We start from the raw sequence: 23,691 nt of genomic DNA on the forward strand, positions 1-23,691 counted from the left end.
ATGCCTGCAGTAAAGTCCATTCACCTGCGCCCATGGGTGCGCGCAGCTCGCCCATTGTTCGCCATGAGCCTGCTACTGGGCACCCCCGCCTGGGCCGACGAGCCAGCCCGGCGCACGTACCAAGTGCCAGCGGCGAGCCTGGGGGCGGCCTTGACCCGCTTCGCCGATCAAGCAGGGGTCAGCTTGTCGCTGGACCCGGCGCTGGTCAAGGGCCTGCGTAGTGAAGGGCTGGCCGGCCAGTACAGCGTCGATGAAGGCTTCAGGCAATTACTACGCGGCAGCGGTCTGCAATGGGTATCTGTGGGCCACGATGCCTTTACGCTCGTGCCGTCGCCGCAGCAAGGGGGCGCGCTGGAAATAGCCCCTACCAGCATCGTCGGCGGCCCACCGACCACCGACGAGGCGCTCCCTTATGCAGGCGGTCAGGTCGCTCGCCAGGGCGCACAAGGCTTGCTGGGTGCGCGCGATTTCATGGAAACGCCGTTCAGCATCACCAGCTACACCAGCGATCTGGTGAAGAACCAACAGGCGCGCACCCTGAGCGAACTGGTCGCCAGTGACCCTTCGGTTCGTGCCACCAACCCGGCCGGTGGGCGTTTCGAGCAGTTCACCATTCGCGGTTTCAGCTTGTATAACAGTGATGTGTCCTACAACGGCCTCTATGGCTTGCTGCCTACCTACTCGATCGATATGGAGATGGCCGAACGGGTCGACATCATCAAGGGCCCTAGCCAACTGATCAACGGCATCGCACCACGGGGCAGCGTCGGCGGCGGCATCAACATCCAACCCAAACGCGCCGGTGACACGCCGATCACCGAGTTCACCGGCAGCTACGCCTCGGCGGGCCAGGTAGGCGGGGCCGTTGACGTAGGGCGAAGGTTCGGCGACCAGCAGCAGTTCGGCATGCGTCTGAATGCGGTGAAACAGTCCGGCGATACCGAGTGGGACCACCAGCAAGTGGACCGCGAAATGGCCGTGCTGGGGCTGGATTTTCGCGGCGAACGCCTGCGGCTTTCGGCCGACCTCGGGCATACCGAGCGTGATACAGATGCCCCCCAGGAACGTGTGCTGGTTGGGCCCCGCGCCCAGGTACCGCGTGCTGGCGGTGTGCACCGCAACTACGCCCAGGCGTGGAGCAAGGCGCGCACCAACGATACCTTCGGGGCAGTGCACGCCGAATATGATCTCAGCGATTCTGTGCTGGCCTATGGCGCAGTGGGTGCCAGGGAGAGCCGGCACGATTTCCTGCGCCATAACGTTTCTCTGGTTAACAATGCTGGCGACTTCACCATCCAGCCCCGCGATTTCAGCAGGGATGAATCGGTGCGCACCGCCTTGGCAGGCTTGAGAACCTGGTTACACACTGGGACGGTCAGCCACGAGGTCAACCTGGCTGCAACGTATTACTACATGGACTTCACCAATGGGGGGGCTCGTTACGCTTCCTCACCCGGCAACCTCTACCATCCTACGGCTACGCCGACGCCAGGTACCCCAACGCGGCTCGATTCGAAGGATTACACCGAGAACCGGTTCTCCGGGTTGGCGTTGTCCGACACCCTCGGCTTTTTCGATGACCGATTGCTGTTGACCCTAGGGCTGCGCTGGCAGCGGGTGCAGGTGGACGATTGGAGTGATGGGGTCAAAGGCGATACGGCGTATGACGAGAAGAAGGTCTCGCCCTCCGGTGGCGTGCTGTACAAGGTCACGGACGAGCTGTCGGTGTATGCCAACTACATGGAGGGCTTGAGCCAAGGCAAGATCGCACCGTCCACGTCGATCAACGAGGATCAGATATTCCCACCTTTCACCAGCCGCCAGGTGGAAGTGGGTGCCAAGTATGACCTGGGCAAAGTGGCGTTTACGGCCAGCGCCTTCAGAATCCGTCAGCCTGCCTATGAAACCAACCCCGGCTCCCGGGTCTTCGGCCCCAATGGCAAGCGCAACAACCGCGGTGTGGAGCTGAACGTGTTCGGTGAACCCACCACAGGGGTGCGTGTGCTGGGCGGGGTGATGTATATCGACAGCGAGCTGACCGATACCGTCGGAGGTGCCTACGATGGCAACCGTGCGCCTGCAACGCCCGCGTACAACGTCAACCTGGGTGCCGAATGGGATGTGCCGGGTGTGCAGGGGCTGACCCTGACGGCACGTGGCACGCACTCGAGCTCCCAGTACCTGGACCAGAACAACAGCAAGAAAATCGACGGCTGGGAGCGCTATGACGTGGGGGCACGGTATGCGTTCAAGCTGGACGACACGCAGGTGACCCTACGCGCCAGCGTCGAAAACGTACTCGATGATCGTTACTGGAGCTCAGCAGGCGCACCGGATGACGCCGAGCCGGGGCTGACCTTGTCGACACCACGCACCTACCTGCTGTCCGCCACGCTGGGTTTCTGATCCGGCCTGCAAGAAGCCCGGGGCCAAGACTGCGGGTGTTGGCTGTCGCTGGTGAAAGCTGGCGCTACTGCGGCGAGCCGAACAGGGCCGTCCAGTAGATGCCGGCATCGCTCTTCGGGTCTACGGCATAGGCTGCGCCGAGCTCCCGGAAGTCGGCGCTCATCAGGATTGCGCAGTGGCCTGGGCTGTCCAGCCAGCCTTGAACCACCTTGTGCGGCGTGTCGCGCCCGGCGGCGATGTTCTCGCCAATCTGCTGGTACAGATAACCGGCAAGCTCAGCCCGGTCGCCTGGGGTGCGGCCCTCTTTGTCGATGTGATCGAAGAAATTCTGGTTGGCCATGGCCCGTGTGTGGCTGGCCGCCACCCCGGCCAGCATCGTGTTCCAGCCAAGTGCAGGGGCGGCGGCGTAGGGCTGGCCGCCGCACTGGCGGGGTTGCTGACGCGCGGCGTTGATTTCCTGGAGCATCTTTTGCCCTTCCGCTTGCCAGTCGCCCAAGCGGCCAGAGAGCAGGGGGCGAGCCAGCACAATGCGCCAGTCCCGCCCTTCCTGGCTGACGCCGATGTCGACGAACTGAGGGTCGAGCACCACTTGGCAGAAGCTTTCTTCGATGGCGTGCATGGCTGCGCGTGCATCACGGGGACCAGAGAGGCTGATCGCCTGCACATTGACCATCGGGTAACCGGCGCGGGTCATGGCCTGCTGAAGGTCACGGGTGCCTTCAGGAGACAGCGCCAGGCGAGTGTCGCTGTTAAGCGGCGGTAGTTCCAGCGAAGCTTGCTCGCCGCAGGGCTGCGCCTGGCTGCGGTATGCGTTGATCGACGCGATCAGCTGTGCTTCTTCGCCCGTGACAGCCAGCGCCTGGGACGAAACGATCAGCCCAAGCGTGAAGGCAGCGACAGATGACAGGACGCGCATATGGTTCTCCCTGAGGCTGGCAGCGGCGAGTAGGCGCTGCCTATCCTACACAAGCCCGATGGTTTTGACCCGAGCTGTGCAACGCATTGAAAACGCCTGCAATCATTGTCGGTCGTAAGGGAGAGTAGACCGCAGCCCGGGCAAAAAGTGCGGCGATGTCCAGGCCAAACGTTGGTGGTAAGCGCCTGGTGGGCCTGGACCCGACGTGTACCCAGCATGACGTGGGCCATGCTGGGTTTGCGCGGCGGTTAGCCCAGTAGCAATGAAAGGACCAGAGGAAGCGTGGCCGCCGCCATCACCGTCTGTACCGCGATGATGGTCGCCATGAGGGGCGCGTTGCCGCCCATTTGCCTGGCCATGACGTAGGAAGACGATGCCGTTGGCAGCGCCTGGAAAATCACCGCCACTACAGCGGCCTGGCCATTGAGACCGAGCAGGCGGCAGAGCCCCCATGTCGTAACTGGCATCACCAGGAACTTGAACACAGAAGCGGCTATCAATGGCTGGGCCTGATCACCGATACGTGCACCACCCAGTGCCGCACCAACGCACAGCAAGCCCAGCGGCAACGCGGCATGGCCCAGCGCGCCGAGGGTAGGTTCGATGCCAACTGGCAGGCCCAGCCCCGTCACCCGCAACAGCATGCCCCCCGCGCACCCTAGAATCAGTGGGTTGGCGAGGATTGCCCGCAGTACCGTTAGCGGCGAGCTGTGCCGGGCGCTGAAGCGCGCGAAGACCAGCACGCAGAGCAGATTGACCAGTGGCACGATGGCTGCATTGGCCACTGCTGCCAAGGCGATACCCGCACTGCCATAGATGCCCGCGGCCAGGGTCGCGCCGATGTAGTTGTTGAACCGGATGCCACCCTGAAACAGCGAGGTGAAGTCGGCGCCGTCGTGCTGGCGAACGCCTTGATACAGCACCAGCAGCAATGCCCCGGACAGGGTCGAGAGCATCAGCACCGCGACCATGCCCAGCACCGGCACCCCGTCCAGGTTGGCAGTGGCCAGGCCATGGAGGAACAACGAGGGCAGCAGCACGTAGTAGCTCAGGCGCTCGGCACCTGGCCAGAAGCTCTGCGCGACGAAGCCACGCACCCGCAGCAGCGTGCCCAGGGCGATCAACAGGATGATCGGAAGCAGGGTGGTCAACAGCACATGCAGCATGGAGACAGATCCGTGGCCGGGTACGTTGCACAGACTACCGGCCGGACACCCGCTTGGCCATGCCCGTCCCACCGGCCTGGCTAACGCCTTTCAACGCCGTCCACGCCCATATGCCTGGCTGATCCGGTCGATGACCATGGCCAGTGCCACGATGGCCAGCCCTGCCTCGACGCCCTGGCCGACGTTCAGCGTCTGGATGCCTGCCAGTACATCTTCACCCAGCCCTCGCGCCCCAATCATCGACGCGACCACGACCATCGACAGGGCCATCATCACCGACTGATTGAGCCCGGCCATGATGCTGGGCAGCGCCAGGGGCAGGGCGATGCGCCTGAGTCGCTGAGCGCGGGTCGCGCCGAGGCCTTGGGCAGCCTTGAGCAACGATGGGTCTATCTGGCTCAACCCAAGCTCGGTGAGCCGCACCAAAGGGGGCAGGGCATAGATCAAGGTCGCGAAAACCGCAGGCACCTTGCCCAGGCCGAAGAGCATCAACACGGGAATCAGGTAGACGAAGGCGGGTAGGGTCTGCATCACGTCGAGCACCGGCATTACCAGGCGTCTTGCCAACGGCCGAGCTGCCAGCACGACGCCCAACGGTATGCCCACCAGCACGCACAGCCCGGTACTGACCAGCACCAACGCCAGGGTTTGCAGCAGTTTGTCCCACAACCCCAGCATGCCGATGAGTGCCAGCAGCCCTACCAGAACACAACTTCGCAGCAGGCTTCGGCACGCATGCCAGGCCAGCGCACCGACCCCCGCCAGCAGTAGCCACCACGGCATGAGCCGCAGCAGGTTTTCCAGGCCGACGAGCACTTGCAGCAACTGGTCGGAGACGCTGCGCAAGTGATCCCCGTAGTGGAGTACCAACCAGTCGACCATGCGGTTGACCTGGTCGGCGAAGGAAAACTGCAAAGCCTGGGGAAAACCATTGCTCACAGACCGCCCTCGACCTTGGTGGCCACGTGCTCGGGAAGCCAAGCCTTCCACACTTGCGGGTGCTGGCGCATGAACGCCAAGGCGGCGTCACGGGGAGGGGTCCGTTTTTCGCTCATTTGCGCCAGTGCCTGGTTGAGCGGGTCGATAGGCAGGTCCACCCGCTCGAACACCTGGACCAAGTCCGGGTATTGCTCACGAAAGGCTTTGGACACGCCAACCGAAAGTTTGGCTGGCAGCGAACTGCTGCCTGTTGGAGCTGGGTTGGCAGGGTCGGTCAACGTCGCCCAGGCCTGGGCATCGAATGCAGGTTCCTGTAGCCGCACGAGCTTGTAGCGGCCCATGAGCGGCGTAGGGTTCCAGTAGTAGAAAAGCACGGGTTGGCCCCGGCGAATGGACGACCCGATCTCGGCATCCATCGCGGCCCCCGACCCTGTGCGCAAGTTCGTGTACAGTTCGTCGAGGCCATAGGCCTTGAGCTTCTGGCTGTTCACGGTTTCGGACGTCCAGCCACTGGGGCTGTTCAGGAAACGGCCTTTGTCGGGTGATTCGGGGTCGCGGAACACCGGGGCGTAGCGCTTTAGGTCCTCGACGCTGCGCAACTCAGGTGCCAAGGGCTTGAGGTTACGCGACGCGTCGCCCTCGATGACATACGCCGGTACCCACCAGCCTTCTTCGGCATGCTTGACCGTGTCGCCCAGTGCAAACACCTGGCCTGCCTGCTCGGCCTTGACCCAGGCAGGGCTGCGGCCCGCCCACTCTTCGGCGATTACCTGCAGGTCGTTACGGGCCAGGGCGACTTCCAGGCTGACCGTGCTCCCAGGCAATGTTTCGGTGGCGTAGCCGTAGCCACGCTCGACGATCACGCGCAGGAGTTCGGTGGTGAAGGCACCGCTTTCCCAGGTAAGGGCGCCAAAGCGAATGGGCGATTTCTGATCGGCAGCGCCAGCGCCGTCGGCAGTGGCCACACCCAGGGCGAACAGCACCCCGAACAGCAGCGATGAACCTCGTTTCATGCCTAACCTCGTCGTCTACAGCCCCTCGGGGATGGGGCAAGTGTAGACGACGCGGCGCAGGCGGCAGACTCAGACGCGGAACTGGTCCATCAATGCCTGCTGCTGGTTGGCCAAGGCATTGAGCGACTGACTGACCCTCGCCGATTCGTTGGCCTGGCCGGACAGCGACTCGGTGACATCGCGAATGGTCGCCACGTTGCTGTTGATTTCCTCGGCCACCGCGCTTTGTTCCTCGGCTGCCGAGGCGATCTGCAGGTTCATGTCGGTGATGACCGTCACCGCCTGGCCAATGCGCTGCAAGGCGGTCACGGCCTGGCCCACCTGCTGCACGCCGCTTTGGGCCTGACGATGGCTGTTGTCCATTGCGCCCACCACTTCGCGGGTACCGTCCTGCAATGCCTCGATGACCTGGCGGGTTTCTTCGACCGACTCCTGGGTGCGCTGGGCCAGGTTGCGGACTTCGTCGGCAACCACCGCAAAGCCGCGCCCGGCCTCACCGGCTCGGGCTGCTTCGATGGCGGCGTTGAGCGCCAGCAAGTTGGTCTGCTCGGCAATCGAGCGGATGACTTCCAATACGGAGCCAATTTTCTCGCTGTTCTGCGACAGGCCCTGGACCTCGGCCATGGCCGTGCTCATGTCAGCGGCCAGTGAGTCGATGCTGTGGGTGGTGCGATCGATCACCGCCAACCCTTCGCGGGTGGCCTGGTCGGCGTCGCGGGCCGCCTGCGCGGCTTGCGCAGCGCTTCGGGCGACGTCCTGGGCGGTCGCGCTCATCTCATGGGAGGCGGTGGCTACCTGGTCCACCTGGCGGTATTGCTGTTCCATGCCGGCGCTGGTCTGGGTAGCGATGGCCGATGACTGATCGGCCGTTGAGCGGGCGGCCTGTACCGACTGCTTTACCTCGGCGATGGTGGGCTGGAGTTTGTCCAGGAAACGGTTGAACCAGCCCGCCAGTTCGCCCAGTTCATCCTGCTTGTCGTAGGTCAAACGGCGGGTCAGGTCACCTTCACCACTGGCGATGTCCTTGAGCATGGCCGCCACGCCCAGGATCGGGCGGGTAACGCCACGGGCCATCAGCCACACCATCAGCAGGCCGAAGATGGCTGCTGCCAGGCCAAGGCCCAGTTCGAGGAGGGTACCGCTGGTGTTGAGGGCGTCCAGCTCCTGTTTCAGTGCCTCGGCAGGCCCGGTCAGGGCGTTTTCAGGGACGTCCAGCAACACGCCCCATGGCTTGGCGTCCGGAATCGGACGGAAGGCCGCGAGCACTTTCAGGCGCTGGCGATCATTGATGATGGTCATTTTGCCGTCGGCCATCTTGGCCACCAGCTCTGCACCCTTGGTCGTGTCGATCTGGTCGAAGCGCTGGGAGAGCTTGCTGGCATCTAGACTGTAACCTGCCAGCAAGCCCACCGGGCTCAGAATGCCCACGGTGGTGCGGCCTTCATAAAGGCTGCGGCTGGCCTGTTCGCTCAGTGCCTGCAAGCTGTTGAGGTTGATGTCCACCGACAGCGTGGCTATCGCCTTGCCGTCCACCACCAGCGGGAAGACGATGCTGGTCATCAGCACCTGCTGGCCATCGATGGCATAGAAGTAGGGTTCGACCACGCAGACCTTGCCCGACGTGCGCGGGCATACCCACCAGGTATTGGCAGGTTGGCCGCTAGGCCCGATGGAAGTGTCGGCCATGTCGCGCTCGGGCAGAGCCATTGAGGTCAGCTGGCCCACGTGCGGTTGCGACCAGTACAGGGCGAAGCGGCCGGTTTCGTTGCTGCCAAGCTGTGCCTGGCCGGCGAACAGGCTGTCCTTGCTGTCCAGCGCATTGGGCTCGAACACCAGTGACAGGCCCAGCAGATCGGGGTTGGCCTGAAGCGCGGCACGCACCTGCCGGGTCATGTCCTCGCGCAGGTCGAACGCATCGAGAAAGCGCTTTTCGGCCTGTTCGCGCAGGAACAGTACCTGCCTGGCAAAGCCCGCGCCGTACTGGTAGGCATCCATGAATTGGCGGCGGATGTTCAGGGCCTGCACCTCGCCCTGGGATTCGATGCGCGACTGGGCCGATTCGGTCAGCATCTGCATGCTGCTGGCCTTGACCAGGTCCGAGCTGTGGTCCATCCGGTACAGGGACAATCCGATGAGCAGGGTGACGATGCCGGCCAGGCACAGGCCGGCCAGCAATGTGATTTTCCATTGGATGGAAAGGTGTCGCAGAGGCATGGGTCGGATCCCTTTTTATGACAGGTAAGGGTTAGGGCACGGGCGAGGCGATTTCCAGCCCCAGGTGGGTATCGGCGCCTACAGACTTTTCTTTATTCAAACATTCAATTTAATCCGCCCGGTTGCGGGCAAATCGCCGCTGCGTGGCAGTTTTGACATCTGCCGTGCACTGCGTCAGAGTGCGCGCTTTTTTGTCCCCAGTGAGGTAAGCCCCCCATGAATGCAGTGATTGCCGCGGTTGGCATCATGCTGATACTGAGCCTGTCCCGCGTACATGTGGTCATTGCTCTGATCGTCGGTGCCCTGGCAGGTGGGCTGGTCGGCGGTCTGGGCGTGCAAGGCACGCTTGAGGCCTTCAATGGCGGGCTCGGTGGCGGGGCCACCGTGGCGCTGTCCTACGCGCTGCTGGGTGCCTTTGCCGTGGCCATCGCCAAATCCGGCCTGGCGCATGCCTTGGCCGACCGGGCTTTGGCCATGATCGACCGGCAAGGCCACGACCAGGGTGGCAGGGTGAAATGGTTGATGATCGGCTTGATGCTGGTGGTGGCCGTCTCGTCTCAGAATATTTTGCCCATTCACATCGCCTTCATTCCATTGCTGGTACCGCCGCTGCTCTATGTGCTAACCCGCCTGCGCATCGACCGGCGCCTGATCGCTTGCGTCATTACATTCGGCTTGATCACGCCCTACATTTTCCTGCCAGTGGGTTTCGGCAATATCTTCCTCAATCAGATTCTGCTGGCCAACGTAGCGCGTGCAGGGGTCGATATCACTGGGATCAACGTCACCCACGCCATGGCCATTCCCGCCGTTGGCATGTTGGTAGGCCTGCTGTTGGCCGTGTTTGTCAGCTACCGGAAAAAACGCGACTACGATCTGGCGCGCATCGAGCAGGTCGAGCAGGTAAGCGTGCGCTACAACCCGATGACACTGTTGGTGGCCGGCATTGCGATCGTTGCCGCGTTCGTCGTCCAGCTGCTGGTGGACTCGATGATCATCGGCGCAATGGTCGGCTTTCTGATCTTCTCGCTGTCGGGCATCGTTAAGTGGCGCGACACCGATGACCTGTTCACCGAAGGCATGAAGATGATGGCCATGATTGGTTTCATCATGATCACCGCCTCAGGCTTTGCAGACGTCATGAAAGCCACTGGTGATGTACAAAGCCTCGTCGAAACGTCGGCGCATTGGATCAACCACAGCAAAGGGGTAGGGGCCTTGCTGATGCTGTTGGTGGGCCTGCTGGTCACCATGGGCATCGGCTCGTCGTTTTCCACCGTACCGATTCTGGCTGCGATTTTCGTACCGCTGTGCGTCCAACTCGGCTTCGGCCCTTTGGCGACCGTGTGTATCGTGGGTACGGCAGGCGCGTTGGGTGACGCAGGCTCGCCAGCCTCGGATTCCACCCTAGGCCCAACTTCCGGGCTCAATGTGGACGGGCAGCACCATCACATCTGGGACACGGTGGTGCCGACGTTCATTCACTACAACCTGCCGCTGCTGGCCTTCGGGTGGCTGGCCGCGATGACGCTCTAGCAGCAGGCGGCTCAGCGCTTGGCGGGCGGCGGCGAGATACGGTTGAGCACCGTGCTGCCGTCGTTGCTGCGGGTCAGGTAGATCGGCAGCACCTTGGGCAGGTTGTTGACCAGCTGGCCTACCTCCCGGGTGTTGTAGATGCCGCTGATACGAATCTGACCGGTACCGGAATCGGCAAGCCTGAGCGGCTTGTCGAGGTAGCGGTTTATGGCCGGCAGTGCTTGTTCAAGGGTCAAGTTGTCGAGCACCAGTTTGCCGCTGCGCCAGGCCAGCGCGTCGGCAAAGTTGCTGTTTTCCAGCAGTTGAGGCTCGAAATCGCCCTTGCGGTAGATGGCCTGCATGCCAGGGCCAAGCCGATAGCCCGTCTTGCCCTCGCTGGAGACCAGCACCGATCCCTCGACCAGGGTCACTTTAACCGTGTCCTGGTATTTCCAGACATTGAAGCGGGTACCTGTCACGCGGGCCTGGCCATTGCCGGCACGGACCACGAAGGGGTGGGTGCTGTCGTGGTGCACCGTGAAGAATGCCTCGCCATGCTTGAGTGTGACACGGCGCTGGTGCTTGAAGTTGAGGTAAGTCAGATCGGTATTCAGGTTGAGCTGCACCGTGCTGCCGTCGCTCAACTGCACGGTCTGCATGTGGTCCGTGGTCTCGAAATGCTGGTAGCGGTTGGGAACCCAGCCTTGCTCCCAGCCGATCCATCCCACCAACGGCAGTGCCGCCAATGCGATGACGGCTGCGTAAGCCTGGGCGCGCCATCTGCGACCGCTGCGCCTGACCGGGCCAGCGTGCCCGATCGCTTGAGCGGGCCGCGGCAGCAGGTCAGCCGTGTGCCAGATAGCCAGCATGGCTTGGTATTCCTCGGCATGACGCGGATCGGCTGCCAGCCACCGGCCAAACGCCTCACGCTCTGCAGTTGTGCAATCGCCTTCATGCAGGCGCATGCACCAGTGCGCAGCGGCATCGGCCATGCTGTCATCGATGTCGATAGTAGGGCGGTCTTGATTCATCGCGGCTCCGGGTTTTGCGCATTCTAACGTTCCACCGATGCGTCGAGGAACACGCCAAGCCGCTAATCCCTTTCATTTCCCGGTCTTTTCCGGCGAAAGCCTTCAGATTTTTCGCTTTTGAGAACGCTTCGCGCCATGACGCGAGGCCCTCGTGACGCGTACATAGCAAGCTAATTAAGTCTTTGACATTCACTGCCTAGGCAGTAATATTTGCACACACTTGTTCGAGCAATCATTCATGCCCCATTTCTCGCCTGACAATTTCGAGACGTGCGCCATCGGCATGTTGCTGGGCCGTGCGGCGCTTCTGAAGGACCGGATCCTCGACTGGCATCTGGAGTCCGAGGGCGTCACGGCTGCGCAGTTCAAGGTATTGATCATCGTGACGCAGTACCAGGTTGATACACCTGCTGAGGTCTGCCGCTACCTGGGTCTGGACAGCGGATCGATGACGCGCATGCTCGATCGCCTGGAGCACAAGGATCTGCTTGTACGCACCCGATGCCCCACGGACCGCCGCGTGGTGCGCCTGGCGTTGACCGCCGATGGCCAGCGGCTGGCCGACCGTTTGCCCGAGATCGGCGCTGCCGCCATGAACGAGCTGTGTGGCGCACTGGCAGCCGATGAGCTCCAAGACCTGGAGCGTCTGCTGGCCAAGGTACTGCTTGGCGCTGGCGATCCGCTGACGATCCGTCGTTTCGGTGATCGTTGAACCCCGTTTCCTTTATTCCAAGGTATTGTCATGGACACTTCCTCAGACACCCCTGCACCTACCGAGGCACCTACCTCCTCGCGCAAGCGCAAGCTCTGGCTGATTGGCCTGCTGGTGCTGCTGATCCTGGGCGGGTTAGGCACCTGGGCCTGGTACAGCCTGGTTGGGCGTTGGTACGAGAGCACCGATGACGCCTACGTCAACGGCAACGTGGTCGAAATCACGCCATTGGTGACCGGGACGGTCACCAGCATTGGCGCCGACGATGGCGACCTGGTACATGCCGGCCAGGTCTTGCTGCAGTTCGACCCGGCCGACAGCCAGGTGGCCCTGCAATCGGCTCAAGCCAACCTTGCGCGTACCGTAAGGCAGGTGCGTGGTCTGTACAGCAACGTCGATTCGCTCAAGGCACAGTTGCAGACGCGCCAAGCCGAACTGCGCAAGGCTCAGCAGGACTTCAACCGGCGCAAGGTGCTGGCCGAAAGCGGCGCCATCGCTGGCGAAGAGCTTTCCCATGCGCGCGATGACCTGAGTGTTGCCCAGGCGGCTGTCAACAGTGCCCGCCAGCAACTGAGTACCAGTGCCGCTTTGGTCGACGATACCGTGGTGGCTTCGCACCCGGAAGTCATGGCCGCGGCGGCCGATCTGCGGCAGGCCTACCTGGCCCATGCGCGCACCACGCTGGTCGCGCCGGTGACCGGCTACGTTGCCAAGCGCAGCGTGCAGCTCGGGCAGCGCCTGCAACCCGGTACTGCCACCATGGCAGTGATCCCGCTCGACCAGGTGTGGATCGACGCCAACTTCAAGGAAACCCAGTTGCGCCAGATGCGCATTGGCCAACCGGTGGAGATCACTGCCGACCTGTATGGTAGCGACGTCACCTACAGCGGCACGGTGGACAGCCTGGGTGCCGGCACCGGTAGCGCCTTCGCCTTGCTGCCTGCGCAGAACGCGACCGGCAACTGGATCAAGATCGTGCAGCGGGTGCCGGTGCGGATTCACCTGAACCCCGACCAGTTGAAGGACCATCCCTTGCGAATCGGCCTGTCCACGGTTGTGGATGTGGACCTGCACGACCAGAGTGGCCCGGCCCTGGCCCAGCAACCGCCGCAACAGGCGAGCTACACCACCGACGTCTACGATCGCCAGTTGGTCGAGGCGGACAAGCTGATCGAGCAACTGATCCGTGACAACAGCGCGTCTGGCAAGACGGCTCAGCGATGAGCAATAACGCCACTGCCCAGTTCACCCCGCCAAGCCTGCTGCTGACCACCATCGGCTTGTCGCTTGCCACGTTCATGCAGGTGCTGGACACCACCATTGCCAACGTGGCCTTGCCGACCATCTCGGGCAACTTGGGGGTCAGTTACGAGCAAGGGACATGGGTCATCACCTCGTTCGCCGTGAGCAATGCCATCGCCTTGCCGCTGACGGGCTGGTTGAGCCGGCGCTTTGGCGAAGTGAAGTTGTTCCTGTGGGCGACCTTGCTGTTCGTGCTGGCATCGTTCTTGTGTGGGATCGCCCAATCGATGCCGGAGCTTGTAGGCTTTCGGGTGTTGCAAGGGGTGGTAGCCGGTCCGTTGTATCCCATGACCCAGACCCTGCTGATTGCGGTCTACCCCCCTGCCAAGCGGGGTATGGCGCTTGCGCTACTGGCCATGGTAACGGTTGTGGCGCCTATTGCCGGGCCCATCCTGGGTGGGTGGATCACGGACAGTTACAGCTGGCCATGGATCTTCTTCATCAACGTGCCTATCGGCCTGTTCGCCGCTGCGGTGGTGCGCCAGCAGATGCGCGATCGTCCAGTGGTCACCAGCCGGCAGCCGATGGACTACATAGGGCTGCTGACCTTGATTGTTGGGGTAGGGGCGTTGCAGGTGGTGCTGGACAAAGGCAATGACCTGGACTGGTTCGAGTCCTCGTTCATCATCATCGGCACGCTGATCTCCGTCGTGTTTTTGGCCGTGTTCGTCATCTGGGAACTCACCGACCGGCACCCGGTGGTAAACCTGCGGTTGTTCGCCCACCGCAATTTCCGCGTGGGGACCATCGTCCTGGTGGGTGGCTATGCAGGGTTCTTCGGCATCAACTTGATCCTGCCGCAGTGGTTGCAGACACAGATGGGCTACACCGCCACCTGGGCGGGCCTGGCGGTGGCGCCTATCGGGATATTGCCGGTAATCATGTCACCATTCGTGGGCAAGTACGCGCATCGCTTCGATTTGCGGATTCTGGCAGGGCTAGCGTTCCTGGCCATCGGCAGCAGCTGCTACATGCGGGCGGGGTTCACCAGCCAGGTGGATTTCCAGCATGTGGCATTGGTGCAGTTGTTCATGGGGATTGGGGTTGCGCTGTTCTTCATGCCCACACTGAGCATCCTGTTGTCGGACCTGCCGCCCCAGCAGATAGCCGACGGATCAGGCTTGGCAACGTTCCTGCGCACATTGGGTGGGAGCTTCGCGGCTTCGTTGACGACGTGGATCTGGATTCGACGGGCTGACCAGCACCATGCCTACTTGAGTGAGCACATCAGTCAGTACGAGCCGGCGACGCGGCACACGCTTGAGCAGATGGGTGGGGCGAACCTGCACAACTATGCGCAGCTGGAGCAGGTGCTCAACGGGCAGGCTTACATGATGTCGACGGTGGACTACTTCATGTTGATGACGTGGGTGTTCGCAGGGTTGATTTTGTTGGTCTGGTTCGCGAAGCCGCCGTTTACGGCCAAGGCGGGGCCGGGGGGCGGGCATTGAGTTTGATTTGGGGTACGCGACCGGTGCCTTTGCTAAGTACTGGGGCTTGTGTAGCGGTCTTGCCGGGGCGCCGGACCGACCGCGATGGGCTGCGCAGCAGCCCCAAGTGAGTTTGATGGGGAACCGTGAATTTCGAGTCCTCGCTGCTGAACATCGCCGCATCAGCGCGGTAACCTTGGAAAGACGTTTGTGCATGCACGTCCCGATCAGGGGCAGATCTTCCTACCCCCACCCCTGGCTTGGCCATCGCGTCGAAGAGGCTCATGTGGCCATCCTCACGGTGGTCACTGGCATCCCTCATCTCATTACGTTGCGTTCGGGTTCGTTCCATGGCAATGGCTCTGTGTCGCCGCTCATCCGTGCAGTGGCGAATGGGTAATCAGGACAGTGTTCCATTTGCCATCTTTTATATTCTTAATTGCTGATGTCATCGCGCAGGGGGGGCCAAATTTTCGTAGGAAGTTTCGTTGTGAAACGCGCTTTCTATGGGTATTCTCGGACTTCGGTGCAGTATTTACCGACAACAAATCACTATCTTAGATAGGGTTTAGTCGATTAATTCACGAACTCACGCCTAACTGAAAGTTTGCTTGTTCAGCCCATCTTGGCGCGCTTAACTGGCAACCGCCTTTCATTTCCTCTATCGTCAAATCACCACCTCAACATCTCCGGCACCTCATGAACCCCGTCATCCTCATCACCGGTGCCAGCCGCGGCATAGGCGCTGCCACCGCCCTGCTCGCCGCCCGGCATGGCTACCATCTGTGCATCAACTACCGCAGCAACGATGAAGCTGCCGATGCCATCCTTAGCCAGGTCCGTACCTTGGGCGCAAAGGCTATCGCCGTGCGCGCCGACGTCAGCAGCGAAGCCGACATCATCGCGATGTTCCAACGTGTAGATGAAGATCTGGGGCCGATCTCGGCCCTGGTGAACAATGCCGCCACCATCGCTCCCCAAACCCGCCTCGAACATATGACCGAGGCGCGATTGCTCAGCATGATGAAGACCAACATCGTCGGCCCCATGCTCTGCGCCAAGCACGCTGTATTGCGCATGGCCGCACGTCACGGGGGGAATGGCGGGGGCATCGTCAACGTCTCATCCCTGGCCGCCCGCCTCGGGTCACCGAACGAGTACATTGATTACGCCGCCTCCAAAGGCGCGCTCGACACGTTCACGGTGGGCCTGGCCAAAGAGCTGGCTGCTGAAGGGGTAAGGGTCAACGGGGTCAGGCCCGGCTACATCCACACCGGCTTTCATGCGCTGTCGGGAGATCCGGATCGCGTCAGCAAACTCGAGCCTGGGTTGCCCATGGGCCGAGGCGGGCGGCCTGAGGAGGTGGCCGAGGCGATCCTCTGGCTGCTGTCTGACAAAGCTTCCTATTCGACAGGTACATTCATCGACCTGAGTGGCGGAAGATGACCAGCTGCTCGCATCATCAACTGCGCCTGTTCGAGTCGGCGGCGGCGCTCGCCAGCAGCAGGCCCACCTGTTCGACCAGCGCGGCCAATGCGAAGGGCTTGCACATCACCGCACCTCTGCGCGACATGGCGATGCCCTGTTGATCAGCGTAGCCAGTGATGTAGAGCAGGGCTGCCGAGTCGGGCAGGGCGGTTTCCAGCTGCTTGCCACTGACTCTCCCTGGCAAACCGATGTCGGTAATCAACAGCGATGGCTGCAGGCCGGCCCTTAACGCTTTCAAGGCCTGCGAGCCCTCGGTGAAGACGCGCACCTCCATCCCTTGATCAATGAGCAGTTCCTCTATCACCAGCCGCAATGTGTCTTCGTCCTCCACCAGCATGACCAGATGCTTGCCCTGCTGGGGAGGGCAGAAGGGCGTTGATACCTTGTCAATGCTCGCAGCGACCTGGCCTGTGTCCTTGGGTAGATAGAGGTCTACGCAGGTTCCTTGCCCCGGCGAGCTGGTGATCTTTACCTGCCCCTCGGATTGACGGATGAAACCGTAGACCATGGGGAGCCCCAGTCCCGATCCCTGGCCGAGCGGCTTGGTGGTGAAAAACGGTTCCATGGCACGTTCTGCCACATCGCTGCTCATTCCTACGCCATTGTCACTGACAGAAATCCTGACGTAATCGCCGACAGGCAAATGCAGTCGTTCGGCCAGTGAAGGGTATACCCGCACGTCACTGTTGCGAATGATCAGCGTGCCGCCTACCGGCATGGCGTCGCGTGCATTGATGCACAGGTTGAGCAATGCGTTTTCCAGCTGGGAAGGGTCTATCTGGACAAGCCAGTGCCCAGACTTGGTGAGGTCCTGGAACTCGATGCTGGCGTGCAACGAGCTTTTGATGAGATCGTGCATGCTGGTCACCAACTCATGGACGTCGACGGTCTGCGGGCTCAGTTTCTGTTGCCGAGCGAACGCCAGCAGTCGTTGCACCAGTGTGGCCGCTCGCTTCGTATCCTGCCTGGCCAACCCCATGAGCCTGGCAGCATCCGGATAGCGACCTTCGGTTTGTCGCTGAGCGGCAACCTCCAGCGCCCCCATTATGCTGCCGAGCAAATTGTTGAAGTCATGGGAGATACCGCCGGTCAGCTGTCCGATAGCCTCCATTTTCTGGGACTGCCTTAGGGTTTCTTCCACTTGCTCAAGGCGCTGTTGTTCAGCGACGCGCTCAGTGATGTCGTAGGCGAACATGAAACCACCCTGCACGACCTGCTCGGCATCGAGCAGCGGGTTGTAGCGCACCTCGTAGTGGCGGACATTTCCTTCCAGGCCAACGGCAACGGTGTCCACGAAAGATTCACCCGTCATGATCCTTGGCCACAGCCCGTTCAGTTGCTTGACGATGTCCGGCTGGTCGGCGATGAAGTCGGGGATGTACTCACCGACCTTGGGCACCAGGCCGCGCCAGCGTTTGAGGGTTTCCTGCGCGGTGCGGTTGATCGCCAGCAGCCTGAAGTTGCAATCGGCCGCGAATACGTTGGCAACGCTGTGATCGACCAGATTGCCCAGCAGCTTGCGACTGGCAAGCTCTCTGTCCACTTGCTGCGCCAGTTCCTGGTTGAGCGCCTGCAACTGATGGATGCCAGCGTTTTCGTCGGGCCTGCCGGTGAACAGAACCAGCAATATCCGCTCGCAGGCGGGCTCGAGGCGGCTAACTTTCAAGGTCAGCCACCGGTTCGAGACTGCCAGCCGCTGCTCGAAGTGCAGGGGCACACCCGTACGCGCCACCTCGGCGAAATGTGGGAGCCATTGGTCCACTTCGTCGGGGATGGTCTGCCTTGCGGTCAAACCTACCTCTTTAAAATGGAGGGTGTGGCGGGCACAAGCCGCGTTGTACATCAGGTAGCGATAGTCATTGAGTTGGCCGTGCTCATCCTCGAGCACTTGCAGGACGCACAGGCCTTCATCGATTTGCTCGACGACGGCGTCATAGGCAGCAGCTTTCAGGCGCAGCTGCTCGTGCTCGGCCTCGAGCTCAAGCAGCCTGGCCTGTAGCGCTGCGCGGTCATCCAGAGGCGTTTGTGATGTCATGCGGGCGATTCGGCTTGGAAATTTCGACAACTATAGCCGTGCGCGCATGAAGGGTTGAACGCAGACCTCAGAAAGAGCGAATTATCCGCCCCAGGGTGGCCATTGCCTGCTCGGCTGCTTCGTTCCAAGGGCTGCCATAGTTGAGCCGGATGCAGTTGCCGAAGCGTCGGGTGGGCGAGAAGATCGGCCCCGGGGCAATGCTGATGCCTTGCGCCAGGGCCATGTGGAACAGCTTCAGCGCGTCCATCTGTTGCGGTAACTCCAGCCAGAGGAAGTACCCCCCTGACGGTTGACTGACCCGTGTCTGTGCCGGGAAGTGACGCCCGATCGCCGCCAGCATATTGGCTTGCTGGCCTTCGAGTGCATAACGCAACTTGCGCAGGTGGCGATCGTAGCCACCGTGCTGGAGGTAGTCGGCGATGGCAGCCTGGGCGGGCATCGAGGCGCAGAGCGAGGTCATGAGCTTCAACCGCTCGACCTTCTGCGCAAACCGCCCTGCGGCGACCCAGCCGATGCGGTAGCCCGGGGCGAGGCTCTTGGCGAAGGAGCCGCAGTGCATGACCAGGCCCTGGGTATCGAATGCCTTCGCAGGCTTGGGTGCCTGCTGGGCGTAGTAGAGCTCGGCGTAGACATCGTCTTCAATAAGGGGCACTTGGTGGCGTGTCACCAGCTCGACCAACGCCTGCTTCTTGGCCTCCGGCATGCTGGCGCCGACCGGGTTCTGGAACGTGGTCATGCACCACACCGCCTTGACCGGGTGCTTTTGCAGCGTTTGGGCCAGCACCTCCAGGTCCATGCCCTCGCGGGGATGCACGGGAATTTCCACGGCTTTGAGTTTGAGCCGCTCCAGTATCTGCAGGCAAGCATAGAACGCGGGCGCTTCGATTGCGACCAGGTCACCTGGCTGGGTGACAGCCTGAAGACAAAGGTTCAGGGCCTCAAGTGCGCCGTTGGTGATCAGCAGCTCTTCCATCGGCAGCATCAGCCCGCCGACCATGTAGCGCAGGGCAATCTGCCGACGCAGTTGCGGGTTGCCGGGCGACAGGTCGGTGACCGCCACACGAGGGTCCATGGCACGGCTGGCGCTGGCCAGTGACCGGGACAGGCGCTGCAGAGGGAATAGCGAGGGACTGGGGAAGGCCGAACCGAAGGGTACCGTGTTGGGGTCCTTGATCGAATCAAGGATGGAAAAAACCAGGGCACTGACGTCCACATCAGTGGACTCGCTGATCGGGTGCAGCGCTTGGGGCTCGCTGAATTGACGAGTGGCGTGGGCATTGACGAAGTAGCCCGAGCGCGGCCGGGCGCGAATCAGTCCACGCCGTTCCAGCAGGTAATACGCCTGGAAAACCGTGGAGGGGCTGACCCCATGGGTCTGGCTGGCGTACCGCACGGAGGGCACGCGTTCACCAGGGCCCAGTACGCCGGAGCGGATGAGTTCGGCGATGTCGTCGGCGAAGCGTTCGTAACGTTTCATTGTGGCCTTCTGTCGAAGCCTGGCAGGCAAGGGAAGAGGAGTGTAGGCGTCATCGGTTCATGGGCGCCACGAAGCGGCTGTGCGCCACGCTGCGCACCGACGCGTCGTCGCGTTCGCTGATTTCGAATGCAAGCGGCACCGAGCTGCTTTCGGGTCGGTCGGCCAGCATCGCCACCGACACCGGAATTTCGCTCATTTCGCCGGCCGATACGGTAAGCGCCGTCTGCCCCTGGAGGGTAAAGCCCTCGGCATCGAGCAACCGCAGCGCGTAGTGTTGAGTGTGCTCGGTCTTGTTGATCACCTTGAGCAGGTAGATGTTCTCGATCTGACCCAGTGCATTTTCGCGGAACAGACCACGGTCCTTGATCACATCCAGCGATACCATCGGCCGCAGGTACAACGCCACGCACAATGCACCGATCATCACCAGCAGTGCTGCGGCGTAACCGAGCAGGCGTGGTCGTAGCCAATGCGTAGTACCCCCTTGCAGGCTGTGTTCTGACTTGTACCCGATCAGCCCACGTCTGTAGCCCATCTTGTCCATCACACCGTCGCAGGCATCTATACAGGCGGCGCAGCCGATGCAGGCCATTTGCAAACCGTCGCGAATGTCGATGCCGGTAGGGCATACCTGAACGCACAACGTGCAGTCGATACAGTCACCCAGGCCCTGGGCGCGGGCGTCGCTGCCTTTCTTGCGCGCGCCACGTGCCTCGCCACGGCGCGGATCGTAAGCCACGGCCAGGGTGTCCTTGTCGAACATCACGCTCTGGAACCGGGCATAGGGGCACATGTGCAGGCAGACCGCTTCGCGCAGCAAGCCGGCATTGAAGTAGGTGGCGGCTGTGAAGAACAACACCCAGAACAGCGCAACGCCGCCCAGTTGAAGTGTGAGCAGTTCGGCTGCCAGCGGACGAATGGGTGTGAAGTAACCAACGAAGGTCACGCCGGTGACCAGGCCTATGGCCAGCCACAGCGAATGCTTGGTGAGGCGTCTGGCGGCCTTGTCGAGACTCCAGGGCGCTGCGGCCAGCTTGATGCGTTGGTTGCGGTCGCCTTCGGTGATTTTTTCGCACCACATGAATAACCAGGTCCAGGTGCTTTGCGGGCAGCTGTAACCGCACCAGACCCGCCCGGCGTAGACTGTGATGGCGAACAAGCCGAACGCACAGATGATCAGCAGTGCCGAGAGCAGAATGAAGTCCTGTGGCCAGAAGGTCGCGCCAAAGATGTGGAACTTGCTGTTGCCCAGGTCCCACAGTACCGCCTGACGACCGTTCCAGTTCAGCCAGGCAGTGCCGAAGAACAGGGCAAACAGGGCCCCGGCGAAACCGATGCGCAGCGTGCGGTACACCCCGCTGAAACTGCGCGTGTGAATGGCGGCGTCGCCGACACGGCGGGAAGGGTTGGCAGGGACAGTGGCAATCACTGAATAAGGCGTTCTGTCGGTCATGGCTCCGTGCTCATCTAGCCTGGATCAGGCATGTGCACTATGGCCGTCAGTCTGCTATCAGCACAGGCTCAGCCTTGGCGATAAAAACCATATCAGTTGAGGTGCAGGCCGTGCAGCCCCTTATATGATCGAGCCTGGCGCGGTGTTCTTAAGATGCCTGCGGCTATCGACCGCACCGGCCACCGTGAGCGCATCGGCCTCGATTTCGGTGATCGGCGTGTGCATTGCACCCAGTACCGCGACTGACATGCGCAGTCGCTCGTCGGTCACGATTTCGATGTCACAAGCGGCGCCTTCGAGACGCTGCTGGTCGTTGATGAGCGTGCAGCGTTGGGTTTGAGCATCGATTTCGACTGGCATGACACGTCTCCTGATGTGAATTCGAACGGTTGACCGCAGGGTATTGAGCATCGTTGCACCCCCTTGGCTCAACGGCACTTTGCAGAGGCTCTTGGGGTCCATGAAGGTGAACAGGGAATGCAGGGCCCGGTGGTGTGGGCAGCTGTGCAGCCCATCGCCGGCAACCAGGATCTCGCACAAGGGCCGTGGTGGATGTGTTGGCACTTGGGGCAAGCATGGCCCCACGACCTAGGCACCTGACGTTTGCCAAGCACTCAGCCTTTGGAGAGAACGTACAGGATGGAAACTATCTGGCACGCCATCCAGATCGAATTCGCGGATGTGACCGATGCGCACGAGGTCACACGCATTCTAATTCGCTTGTTGATGGCATCGCTGCTCGGCGCGGTTTTGGGGTTCGAACGCGAACACCGGGGCAAATCCGCCGGGGTGCGCACCCACATGCTGGTGTCGCTCGGTGCTGCCCTGTTCGTGTTGGCGCCCAGCATGGCAGGCGCCGACGAACAGGCCCTTAGCCGCGTGATCCAGGGCATCGTCGCCGGCATCGGTTTTCTCGGAGCAGGCACCATCTTGAAAGGCAACGGACGGGACACCAGCCACGTGAAAGGGTTGACCACCGCCGCTGGCCTTTGGATGACCGCTGCCATAGGCACTGCCGCTGGGATGGGCCGGGAAGCCACTGCATTGATAAGTACGGTGCTCGCGCTGCTGGTATTGGGCACGATGCCGCTGCTGGTGGAGAAGGCCGAGGGCAAGCACGAGGAAAAACAGAAGGAGGAGGGGTAAGCACTAAGGGGAGCCGAAGCTCCCCCCAAAGCGTTGCTGCTTGCTCTTTTTATTCTTGGGGCTGGCCTGTTGTTGTTTTTGTCAGCCTGCCCTGGTGGTGCAAGGCCCCCATGCGGGGCCAAGAGCAAACGTATTTTTTTGAGCGCTGACCGACCTTCATCACGCATGATCCGAGTTGGCTGCTGCTACCTTGAGGTAGTTTTATTGTTCTGTGCCAATTCGCGGGGCTTGCCCCAGGAATGCGGGTCGACTCCAAAAAAATCTGCTTGCTACGCCTCTGCCGTGTTGTTCTTGTTCTGTCAGAGCCGTTCTCTATTATTTTTATTAAGTGACGCTTTGTTGTTCTTGTTATGCAAGAGATATAGCAGGTCCCGTGCCAGTTTTGAAAAACCCTTTTAAATCAATGGCATGAAGAAATTCATGAAAGCAGGGTGTCGGAAAAACCTCACTGGATGTTTCCGGGATACCCGTATCTGGCTTCGTCGCCAAGCGAGCGGTAACACTTCACCCACATTGTTGTGACACCTTGATGACCTAGCGCGCCTGTCGCGCACGTGCAACGCGCGATCCATTGGCCCTTCCCAGCACCGTGCTGATGCGCTGCCCAGCCTCGATCAAGCGCTCCAGGTCGATACCGGTCTCGATGCCCAACCCATCAAGCAGGTAAACGACATCTTCGGTCGCGACGTTACCGGTCGCGCCCTTGGCATAGGGGCAGCCACCCAAACCCGCCACCGAGCTGTCGAAGGTGCTGATGCCTTCAAGAAGGCTCGCATATACGTTGGCCAGGGCTTGGCCATAAGTATCGTGGAAGTGCCCCGCCAATTGCGCGCGGGGAACATGGGCCGCTATCACCTCGAACAAGCGTCGAACGTCACCGGCAGTACCGGTACCGATGGTATCGCCCAGCGACACTTCGTAGCAGCCCATCTGGTGCAGGGCACGCGCCACCGGCAGTACCTGCTCTGCACGGACCGGGCCCTCGTACGGGCAGCCGAGCACACAGGATACGTACCCACGCACCCGCACACCCTGGGCTCGCGCGGCCTCGATGATGGGTTCGAAACGACTCAGGCTTTGCGAGATGGAACAGTTGATATTGCGCTGCGAGAATGCCTCGGACGCGGCGGCGAATACCGCCACCTCCTTGACGCCCGCCGCCGCGGCATCTTCGAAGCCGCGCAGATTGGGCGCCAGCGCTGCGTAGGTGACGCCCGGACGCTGGTCGATACTGGCGAACACCTCGGCCGAACCGGCCATTTGCGGCACCCACTTGGGTGAAACGAAACTGCCCACTTCGATGTAGGCAAGGCCAGCCGCTGTGAGGTCGTCCACCAGCCGGACCTTGTCGGCGACACTGATGGGCTGGGCTTCGTTCTGCAGCCCGTCGCGAGGGCCAACTTCTACCAGACGAACTTTTTCAGGCAAGGACATGATGAGGTTCCTGT

18 protein-coding genes and 1 pseudogene are annotated in these 23,691 nt (G+C 61.7%); 7 read left to right on the top strand and 12 right to left on the bottom strand.

What is annotated here, in order from left to right:
• Nucleotides 1-2,406 carry a TonB-dependent receptor gene (locus tag B2J77_RS09900; protein ID WP_078478538.1) on the top strand — a complete coding sequence of 802 codons (2,406 nt, stop codon included), beginning with the start codon at nt 1-3 and terminating at the stop codon, nt 2,404-2,406.
• 64 nt (nt 2,407-2,470) lie between these two features.
• Here the strand turns inward: B2J77_RS09900 and B2J77_RS09905 are convergent, their stop codons facing one another.
• From B2J77_RS09905 to B2J77_RS21890, 6 genes and pseudogenes are all read right to left on the bottom strand, one after another.
• Nucleotides 2,471-3,322: a CAP domain-containing protein gene (locus B2J77_RS09905; RefSeq protein WP_078478539.1), complete on the bottom strand. Its 852-nt coding sequence runs from the start codon at nt 3,320-3,322 to the stop codon at nt 2,471-2,473.
• A 248-nt stretch (nt 3,323-3,570) separates the two neighbouring features.
• Nucleotides 3,571-4,488 carry an AEC family transporter gene (locus tag B2J77_RS09910; RefSeq protein WP_078478540.1) on the bottom strand — a complete coding sequence of 306 codons (918 nt, stop codon included), beginning with the start codon at nt 4,486-4,488 and terminating at the stop codon, nt 3,571-3,573.
• A 90-nt stretch (nt 4,489-4,578) separates the two neighbouring features.
• Nucleotides 4,579-5,427, bottom strand: a complete 849-nt coding sequence (locus tag B2J77_RS09915) for an ABC transporter permease (RefSeq protein ID WP_078478541.1) — start codon at nt 5,425-5,427, stop codon at nt 4,579-4,581.
• Entirely contained in the window at nt 5,424-6,440 is a 1,017-nt protein-coding gene (locus tag B2J77_RS09920; RefSeq protein ID WP_078478542.1) for an ABC transporter substrate-binding protein, read from the bottom strand. Before B2J77_RS09920 ends, B2J77_RS09915 begins: the two co-directional genes overlap by 4 nt.
• A gap of 69 nt (nt 6,441-6,509) precedes the next feature.
• Nucleotides 6,510-7,265, bottom strand: a complete 756-nt coding sequence (locus B2J77_RS21885) for a methyl-accepting chemotaxis protein (protein ID WP_371259672.1) — start codon at nt 7,263-7,265, stop codon at nt 6,510-6,512.
• A 102-nt stretch (nt 7,266-7,367) separates the two neighbouring features.
• Nucleotides 7,368-8,654, bottom strand: a pseudogene (locus B2J77_RS21890) (HAMP domain-containing protein); the annotation flags it as partial.
• Between the two features lie 216 nt (nt 8,655-8,870).
• Here B2J77_RS21890 and B2J77_RS09930 point away from each other — a divergent pair.
• The gene (locus B2J77_RS09930; protein WP_078478544.1) at nt 8,871-10,190 is read left to right on the top strand and encodes a Na+/H+ antiporter family protein; all 1,320 of its coding nucleotides are present in this window, start codon (nt 8,871-8,873) and stop codon (nt 10,188-10,190) included.
• Between the two features lie 11 nt (nt 10,191-10,201).
• On the opposite strand, the gene B2J77_RS09935 is transcribed toward B2J77_RS09930, so the two are convergent.
• Nucleotides 10,202-11,200, bottom strand: a complete 999-nt coding sequence (locus tag B2J77_RS09935; protein ID WP_078478545.1) for a FecR family protein — start codon at nt 11,198-11,200, stop codon at nt 10,202-10,204.
• 238 nt (nt 11,201-11,438) lie between these two features.
• Here B2J77_RS09935 and B2J77_RS09940 point away from each other — a divergent pair, with 238 nt between their 5' ends.
• From B2J77_RS09940 to B2J77_RS09955, 4 genes are all read left to right on the top strand, one after another.
• Nucleotides 11,439-11,912: a MarR family winged helix-turn-helix transcriptional regulator gene (locus tag B2J77_RS09940; protein WP_058638315.1), complete on the top strand. Its 474-nt coding sequence runs from the start codon at nt 11,439-11,441 to the stop codon at nt 11,910-11,912.
• Between the two features lie 30 nt (nt 11,913-11,942).
• Nucleotides 11,943-13,136 carry an efflux RND transporter periplasmic adaptor subunit gene (locus tag B2J77_RS09945; protein WP_078478546.1) on the top strand — a complete coding sequence of 398 codons (1,194 nt, stop codon included), beginning with the start codon at nt 11,943-11,945 and terminating at the stop codon, nt 13,134-13,136.
• Entirely contained in the window at nt 13,133-14,665 is a 1,533-nt protein-coding gene (locus B2J77_RS09950; protein ID WP_058638313.1) for a DHA2 family efflux MFS transporter permease subunit, read from the top strand. The genes B2J77_RS09945 and B2J77_RS09950 overlap by 4 nt, the downstream gene beginning before the upstream one ends.
• Nucleotides 14,666-15,343: 678 nt before the next feature.
• Nucleotides 15,344-16,090 carry an SDR family oxidoreductase gene (locus B2J77_RS09955; protein ID WP_058638312.1) on the top strand — a complete coding sequence of 249 codons (747 nt, stop codon included), beginning with the start codon at nt 15,344-15,346 and terminating at the stop codon, nt 16,088-16,090.
• Between the two features lie 16 nt (nt 16,091-16,106).
• Here B2J77_RS09955 and B2J77_RS09960 read toward each other — a convergent pair whose 3' ends face one another.
• The 4 genes from B2J77_RS09960 to B2J77_RS09975 form a co-directional block, all read right to left on the bottom strand.
• Nucleotides 16,107-17,750 (bottom strand): PAS domain-containing sensor histidine kinase, encoded by a 1,644-nt coding sequence (locus B2J77_RS09960; protein WP_372239220.1) that lies wholly within the window; start codon nt 17,748-17,750, stop codon nt 16,107-16,109.
• Between the two features lie 484 nt (nt 17,751-18,234).
• Nucleotides 18,235-19,644 (bottom strand): GntR family transcriptional regulator MpaR, encoded by a 1,410-nt coding sequence (gene mapR, locus B2J77_RS09965; RefSeq protein ID WP_058605418.1) that lies wholly within the window; start codon nt 19,642-19,644, stop codon nt 18,235-18,237.
• A 49-nt stretch (nt 19,645-19,693) separates the two neighbouring features.
• Entirely contained in the window at nt 19,694-21,097 is a 1,404-nt protein-coding gene (ccoG, locus tag B2J77_RS09970; RefSeq protein ID WP_078478548.1) for a cytochrome c oxidase accessory protein CcoG, read from the bottom strand.
• A 120-nt stretch (nt 21,098-21,217) separates the two neighbouring features.
• Nucleotides 21,218-21,457, bottom strand: coding sequence for a DUF3203 family protein (locus B2J77_RS09975; RefSeq protein WP_058638310.1), 240 nt, complete (start codon nt 21,455-21,457; stop codon nt 21,218-21,220).
• A 279-nt stretch (nt 21,458-21,736) separates the two neighbouring features.
• Between B2J77_RS09975 and B2J77_RS09980 the strand changes: the two genes are divergently transcribed.
• Nucleotides 21,737-22,243: an MgtC/SapB family protein gene (locus B2J77_RS09980; protein WP_058638309.1), complete on the top strand. Its 507-nt coding sequence runs from the start codon at nt 21,737-21,739 to the stop codon at nt 22,241-22,243.
• Nucleotides 22,244-22,777: 534 nt separating this feature from the next.
• Here the strand turns inward: B2J77_RS09980 and B2J77_RS09985 are convergent.
• Nucleotides 22,778-23,677, bottom strand: a complete 900-nt coding sequence (locus B2J77_RS09985) for a hydroxymethylglutaryl-CoA lyase (RefSeq protein ID WP_058638308.1) — start codon at nt 23,675-23,677, stop codon at nt 22,778-22,780.
• Nucleotides 23,678-23,691: the final 14 nt, after the last annotated feature.

The organism is Pseudomonas parafulva (assembly GCF_002021815.1).
Classification (GTDB): domain Bacteria; phylum Pseudomonadota; class Gammaproteobacteria; order Pseudomonadales; family Pseudomonadaceae; genus Aquipseudomonas; species Aquipseudomonas parafulva_B.

What these genes read in the sequence shown, in the direction of transcription:
- B2J77_RS09945 (WP_078478546.1), top strand. Translation starts at nt 11,943, where the DNA reads ATGGACACTTCCTCAGACACCCCTGCACCTACCGAGGCACCTACCTCC.
- mapR (WP_058605418.1), bottom strand. Translation starts at nt 19,644, where the DNA reads ATGAAACGTTACGAACGCTTCGCCGACGACATCGCCGAACTCATCCGC.
- B2J77_RS09980 (WP_058638309.1), top strand. Translation starts at nt 21,737, where the DNA reads ATGGAAACTATCTGGCACGCCATCCAGATCGAATTCGCGGATGTGACC.
- B2J77_RS09905 (WP_078478539.1), bottom strand. Translation starts at nt 3,322, where the DNA reads ATGCGCGTCCTGTCATCTGTCGCTGCCTTCACGCTTGGGCTGATCGTT.
- B2J77_RS21885 (WP_371259672.1), bottom strand. Translation starts at nt 7,265, where the DNA reads ATGGAACAGCAATACCGCCAGGTGGACCAGGTAGCCACCGCCTCCCAT.
- B2J77_RS09900 (WP_078478538.1), top strand. Translation starts at nt 1, where the DNA reads ATGCCTGCAGTAAAGTCCATTCACCTGCGCCCATGGGTGCGCGCAGCT.
- B2J77_RS09975 (WP_058638310.1), bottom strand. Translation starts at nt 21,457, where the DNA reads ATGCCAGTCGAAATCGATGCTCAAACCCAACGCTGCACGCTCATCAAC.
- B2J77_RS09955 (WP_058638312.1), top strand. Translation starts at nt 15,344, where the DNA reads ATGAACCCCGTCATCCTCATCACCGGTGCCAGCCGCGGCATAGGCGCT.
- B2J77_RS09985 (WP_058638308.1), bottom strand. Translation starts at nt 23,677, where the DNA reads ATGTCCTTGCCTGAAAAAGTTCGTCTGGTAGAAGTTGGCCCTCGCGAC.
- B2J77_RS09930 (WP_078478544.1), top strand. Translation starts at nt 8,871, where the DNA reads ATGAATGCAGTGATTGCCGCGGTTGGCATCATGCTGATACTGAGCCTG.
- B2J77_RS09950 (WP_058638313.1), top strand. Translation starts at nt 13,133, where the DNA reads ATGAGCAATAACGCCACTGCCCAGTTCACCCCGCCAAGCCTGCTGCTG.
- ccoG (WP_078478548.1), bottom strand. Translation starts at nt 21,097, where the DNA reads ATGACCGACAGAACGCCTTATTCAGTGATTGCCACTGTCCCTGCCAAC.
- B2J77_RS09910 (WP_078478540.1), bottom strand. Translation starts at nt 4,488, where the DNA reads ATGCTGCATGTGCTGTTGACCACCCTGCTTCCGATCATCCTGTTGATC.
- B2J77_RS09920 (WP_078478542.1), bottom strand. Translation starts at nt 6,440, where the DNA reads ATGAAACGAGGTTCATCGCTGCTGTTCGGGGTGCTGTTCGCCCTGGGT.
- B2J77_RS09940 (WP_058638315.1), top strand. Translation starts at nt 11,439, where the DNA reads ATGCCCCATTTCTCGCCTGACAATTTCGAGACGTGCGCCATCGGCATG.
- B2J77_RS09935 (WP_078478545.1), bottom strand. Translation starts at nt 11,200, where the DNA reads ATGAATCAAGACCGCCCTACTATCGACATCGATGACAGCATGGCCGAT.